The organism is Polaromonas sp. P3_C2, assembly GCF_056402675.1.
Genome location: NZ_JBFUGX010000333.1, coordinates 1 through 4,668, shown reverse-complemented (window position 1 = coordinate 4,668; position 4,668 = coordinate 1). Strand labels below are relative to the sequence as shown.

The following is a 4,668-nucleotide window of genomic DNA, read 5'->3' as shown; positions in this document are numbered from 1 at the left end:
GTGTTGCCGCCGTCACGGCGATTCCGCGCATCCAGTTTGACGACTACGTGAGCAAAGGAAAAATTACGCTCACGCAGTAAACACCGCGGGCGTCGTTCGTCATTGCGGCTTCTCGTGGCGCCAGCGCTGCCGCAGGGCCGCAATAATCGGGTCCATGTCCGCCAGCCATTCACACACCATCTCCCTGCCGTCCTTGCCGTCCTTGCCCTCTTCACCTGTCTCGCCATTCACCCGCCGCTCGGTCTTGCTGGCGGGCGCCGGCATGCTGGCCTTGCCTGCCTCATGCCTTGCCGCGGCACCGGCGCCCTCGGGCGCCTGGCCTGCCGCGTCGCAGGTTCCCGGCGGCATTGCCCGGCTGCCGCTGGGCCCGGCGGCGGTGCGGCCTGTGGCGCAGGCCGGTGGCGTGCCCTTGCTGGTGCTGGGTGACCCTGCGGGTTGGACGGCGCTGGTGGGCATTGCGCTGTCTGCAGAGCCCGGCGAGGCGAGCATCTCGGTGCTGGCCCCTGACGGCAGCCAGCAGCAGCTTGCCTACACGGTGGCGCCCAAGCATTACCTTGAGCAGCGCCTGAAGGTGGCGCCCGGCACGGTGGATTTGTCGCCCGAAGACCAGGCGCGCTACGAGCGCGAGCGCGCGCACCAGGAAGTGGTGATGGCCACCTTCAGCGAGCCTTTGCCGCAAACGCCGCTGCGCATGCAGGTGCCGGTGCCGGGGCGCCGCTCCAGCTCGTTCGGGCTGCGGCGCGTCTTCAACGGGCAGTCGCGCAACCCGCACAGCGGCATGGACATCGCCGCCGCCACGGGCACGCCGGTGGTGGCGCCGCTGCCCGCCCGCGTCATTGACACGGGCGACTACTTCTTCAACGGCAACACGGTGTGGCTGGACCACGGCGGCGGCTTGCTGAGCATGATGTGCCACCTGAGCGCGATTGGCGTGGCCGTTGGCGACACACTGAAGGCGGGCGAGCGCCTGGGCGCCGTGGGCGCCACGGGCCGCGTCACGGGGCCGCACCTGCACTGGGGCGTGATGCTGAACCGCGCCATGGTGGACCCGGCGCTGTTTCTGGGGGCCCGGGCAGGCGGCGAGTAACTGTGAGCAGTGGTGAGTAGCGGCAGGCTAATTAATGGAAAAAGTGGCCAGAACCCAATAGGGCCTTGCGAAAGCAGCTATTAAAAGCATAGCGCCTGCCCGGCAGAAACAGGCTGCAACTGAATCTGGACGGGCCCCTCTAGCCCGGTAGGTCGCACTCACTAGGGAAAACATTGATGATGAATCATTGTTCAACCCCTTTGAAGGAAACACCATGACCGCCAAAAACCTGTCTACCGTTGCAACCGACCTCATCGAGTCTTCGGGCAACACCGCCCGCCACGTGATCAACGCCTACCGCGCCGGCGGCGAGCGCGCAGTCATCCTGCTGGAGCAGCGCTGGAACCGTGCCCTGAAACAGTCGCGCACCGAACTGACAGCCGAAACGGCCAAAAACGCCACGGCAGCACAACTGGCCTTCAGCGTGTACTACACCAAGGGCCTGATGCTGACGACCAACGGCGCACAGCAAGTGGTGAGCCAGCTGGTCAAGGTTCTGGAGAGCGGCGTGGAGCGTGCTGCCGCCAATGCCAGCCTGTTTGAAGAAAAAACCGGCGTGACCACTCTGAACACGCTGGCCCAGGCCACCGCACCGGGCGCCCTGGCACTGAGCAAACTCGCCGCGCAGATCGAGCAGAAGACCGCCCAGCTCGCCAGCAAAATTGCCGGCGACCAGGCCAGCACCGCCAAGCGCAAGACGGCGTTTAGCCAGCGCCGCACCGCCAAGGCTGCCTGAGCATTTCTGAATAAAAGGGGGCCGTAGCCCTTTACCGGCGGGCGCAAGCAGCTATCAAATCAGTAGCGTATTGAAGCAGTGCATTGACCCCAAAAGAAAAAGCCGCCTTTCCAGGCGGCTTTTTCATGCGCGGAATTCTCCGGCTACTGGCTACTGGCCCAGATAGATCTGGAAAATAATGCCGGTGTTGTTGGCGACCAGCACATAGTCACCGCCGGTTTGCACCCAGTGATAGCCGGGAGGCGGCGCGCTCAGCCGGTGGCCGCGCCAGTCATCTACCCAATAGCCCCGGTCGCGGTATTGCGCCGGCAAGCGGCCGCCGCGGTAGAAGTTGTGATCGGGGCCCGCACCACGCCCGCCGGCCTGGGAATGCGGCGGCGGGCCGGCATGGTGGTGTTTGGCTTTTTTGTGGCCATGGCCGCGGCCGTGGTCGTCATCCTTCCCCTTGGCCATTGCCAGCCCGCTGAAAGCGAGGGACGCTGCCGCCAGGGCGGTCATCAAGGTTCTGGTTTTCATGTGGATCCTTCTCTTTGTAGTGAAACTTGATTGTTCGCCCGCAAGAGGCCGGCACGCGTAGGAAAAGCGCCTGTTCACCGCGCTTTACCCGGCGTTTGCACGGATTTAACGCCGCCACCCGGCCAGGCGACCTCCGCCGCGCTTGAAATGCCCGCCACGGCCCCCAGTTGCGCCTGATGACTGACCCTCTCCACATCGTCTGCCCGCACTGCCATACCACCAACCGCGTGCGCGCCGACCAGCTGGGCAGCCAGCCAACTTGCGGCAGCTGCAAGAAGGCGCTGTTTACCGCGCATTCCACCGCGCTGGACGAAGCCGCGTTTGACAAACACATCACCCGCAACCAGATTCCGGTGCTGGTGGACTTCTGGGCGCCGTGGTGCGGGCCGTGCCGGCAAATGGCGCCGACCTATGAGCAGGCGGCAGCACAGCTGGAGCCGCAGGTGCGCGTAGCCARGGTCGACACCGAAGCGGTGCCCAACCTGGGCGCGCGCTTCAACATCCGCAGCATTCCCACGCTGGCCTTGTTCAAGGGCGGCCGTGAAGTGGCGCGCCAGGCCGGCGCCATGGGTGCGGCCGACATCGTGCGCTGGGTGCAGGGTAATTTACGCTGAGACCATCAGCCGGCGCTATGCTTTTTATAGCTGCTTTCGCCCGCCTGTATTAGCCTTCTGGCACTTTTCCCAATAATTTTTGCGCACCCGCGCCCGGGGGCGCGTTCACCCGCTCAATCAGTCGAGCGCGGCGTCCGCCACCAGGTAGCGCCTCACCAGGTCAAAAAAGCGGTCGTAAAAATCATCGGCGGTGATGGTTTCACTGCCCACCTTGACCATGGACTCATTGCTCGACGTGAAAGGCAGCGAGACGGAGCCGATGGCGCCCACACCCAGGCTGGCGGAGTTGTTGGTTTTTTTCATGGCGTAGCTGTCCTGCAGGGCCGTGACAAAACCCAGACTCACTTTTCCATCGGGCGTGTCGGGGGCGCACACCACGCGAACCACCATTTGCAGGTGCGCCTCGGGCTCGGGCTGGAAGGCTTTTTGCCCTTCCACCAATTCGGCGCTGGCCATGTTGATGATGTAGCCCTGGCTCAGCAACGCACGCCGCGAGGCCTCGCAGGTCCGTGCCGGGGTGGCGTCAAAGAGGCGCGAATACGTCTGGGTGGAGGCAAACTTTTCCTGCAGCGGAAACGCTTTGGCGCCGGTGACGCAGCCTGTCATTAGGGGCGACAGGCCGCATGCTGCCAGCAGCACGGCGGGGAGTCGGCAGGATTTCCAGAGTTGCATCAAAAGGGAAGTTTCCACAAAGGTATCCACAGAGGTAAGAGGTGTCTCATGCACAACGTGTCACCATACCTCCAATACCTCCGTCAGAGGCGCCAGCTTACGCATCGGGTGCGTCGCAGTTGTAGCAAATCGTTCGCGAGGCCGGCGGAGTGCCGCCAAACAGGCCCGCTATTTCCCGTCCTGGCCTGCCGACCAGAAGATGCCGCTCCATTCCAGGGGGTTCAGGCTGCGTTCACGGTGGAAATTGATGTACGCGCCGCCCGGCAAATCCCACTGCACCAGGGGACCTTCAAGAATCGCAAAGGTGGTTGATTTGTGGGCTACACCGTACTGTCTGACCAGTTTGTCGCGCCACGCACCATGGCGCCACCAGGGCACACGCACCATGGTGTGCGTGAGTTTTCCCTTTGCAAAGAAAAGCAGCACGCTCATGGCCGGCAAACCATCGACATGTGTCACGGTGGAATAGCACACGCGGTCGCCCAGGCGCGGTGCAGACGAATCGTCATAGCAGCGCAAAAATACATTGGGAAAAAGCTTGCGCGCGGCTTTTTCATCGGTGGCACTCGTGAGCTTGTCATATTGCATCTCGACAGCCACGTAGTCCTCACGAAAGTAATCGCGGTAGTCCTTCCACCTCTCGCGGTTGAAGAAGCAAAGAACGGCGATGGCCGCCAGCAGCACGACCAGGACCGCGACGACCCATATCCTCAAATTTCTGTTCATTGTTGATGAATCCCTGAATACCGCCCCATGGCAGCTCGGGCCATTCTAGTGAGGGTATTGGATTTCCATCAGCCGGCTGTAGCAGACTCCTGCCTGATCCCACCGGCTCAAGCCGCTGCCCGGCCGTTGATCTGCCCGGTGGGCACCTGGTAGTTGCGCTCGTCAAACAGGTCAATGCCGCATTTCAGTGATTCCGCCCAGTCAAAAAACTGGCCGATGGCCGGGCCTTTGAGCGGCGCGCCGTGCTGGGGCACCAGCATGGAAATATCCAGCCGGCGCGCCATGGCCACCCACAGGCGCAGAACCTTGTTCGACAC

7 protein-coding genes and 1 pseudogene are annotated in these 4,668 nt (G+C 63.1%); 3 read left to right on the top strand and 5 right to left on the bottom strand.

Annotation, left to right across the window (positions count from 1 at the left end):
- Positions 1–99: 99 nt before the first annotated feature.
- Entirely contained in the window at positions 100–264 is a 165-nt protein-coding gene (locus AC1DWI_RS14320; protein WP_477698467.1) for a hypothetical protein, read from the bottom strand.
- On the opposite strand from AC1DWI_RS14320, the gene AC1DWI_RS14315 reads away from it, so the two are divergent.
- Positions 263–1,087, top strand: a complete 825-nt coding sequence (locus tag AC1DWI_RS14315) for a peptidoglycan DD-metalloendopeptidase family protein (protein WP_477698466.1) — start codon at positions 263–265, stop codon at positions 1,085–1,087. The genes AC1DWI_RS14320 and AC1DWI_RS14315 overlap by 2 nt on opposite strands.
- 214 nt (positions 1,088–1,301) lie before the next feature.
- Positions 1,302–1,823, top strand: a complete 522-nt coding sequence (locus tag AC1DWI_RS14310; RefSeq protein WP_457279150.1) for a hypothetical protein — start codon at positions 1,302–1,304, stop codon at positions 1,821–1,823.
- A 150-nt stretch (positions 1,824–1,973) separates the two neighbouring features.
- Here the strand turns inward: AC1DWI_RS14310 and AC1DWI_RS14305 are convergent, their stop codons facing one another.
- Entirely contained in the window at positions 1,974–2,339 is a 366-nt protein-coding gene (locus AC1DWI_RS14305; protein ID WP_477671522.1) for an RcnB family protein, read from the bottom strand.
- 176 nt (positions 2,340–2,515) lie between these two features.
- On the opposite strand from AC1DWI_RS14305, the gene trxC reads away from it, so the two are divergent.
- On the top strand, positions 2,516–2,953 hold the full coding sequence (trxC, locus tag AC1DWI_RS14300) for a thioredoxin TrxC (protein WP_477725064.1): 438 nt from the start codon (positions 2,516–2,518) through the stop codon (positions 2,951–2,953).
- A 117-nt stretch (positions 2,954–3,070) separates the two neighbouring features.
- Here trxC and AC1DWI_RS14295 read toward each other — a convergent pair whose 3' ends face one another.
- The 3 genes and pseudogenes from AC1DWI_RS14295 to AC1DWI_RS14285 all read right to left on the bottom strand — a co-directional run.
- On the bottom strand, positions 3,071–3,559 hold the full coding sequence (locus AC1DWI_RS14295; protein WP_477671623.1) for a DUF2242 domain-containing protein: 489 nt from the start codon (positions 3,557–3,559) through the stop codon (positions 3,071–3,073).
- A 234-nt stretch (positions 3,560–3,793) separates the two neighbouring features.
- Positions 3,794–4,351: a hypothetical protein gene (locus tag AC1DWI_RS14290; RefSeq protein WP_477671520.1), complete on the bottom strand. Its 558-nt coding sequence runs from the start codon at positions 4,349–4,351 to the stop codon at positions 3,794–3,796.
- A gap of 107 nt (positions 4,352–4,458) precedes the next feature.
- Positions 4,459–4,668, bottom strand: a pseudogene (locus tag AC1DWI_RS14285) (MBL fold metallo-hydrolase); the annotation flags it as partial.

Excerpts from the sequence above, each read along its gene's own strand:
- AC1DWI_RS14305 (WP_477671522.1), bottom strand. The coding sequence starts at position 2,339 with ATGAAAACCAGAACCTTGATGACCGCCCTGGCGGCAGCGTCCCTCGCT.
- AC1DWI_RS14315 (WP_477698466.1), top strand. The coding sequence starts at position 263 with ATGCTGGCCTTGCCTGCCTCATGCCTTGCCGCGGCACCGGCGCCCTCG.
- AC1DWI_RS14290 (WP_477671520.1), bottom strand. The coding sequence starts at position 4,351 with ATGAACAGAAATTTGAGGATATGGGTCGTCGCGGTCCTGGTCGTGCTG.
- AC1DWI_RS14310 (WP_457279150.1), top strand. The coding sequence starts at position 1,302 with ATGACCGCCAAAAACCTGTCTACCGTTGCAACCGACCTCATCGAGTCT.
- AC1DWI_RS14320 (WP_477698467.1), bottom strand. The coding sequence starts at position 264 with ATGCCGGCGCCCGCCAGCAAGACCGAGCGGCGGGTGAATGGCGAGACA.
- AC1DWI_RS14295 (WP_477671623.1), bottom strand. The coding sequence starts at position 3,559 with ATGACAGGCTGCGTCACCGGCGCCAAAGCGTTTCCGCTGCAGGAAAAG.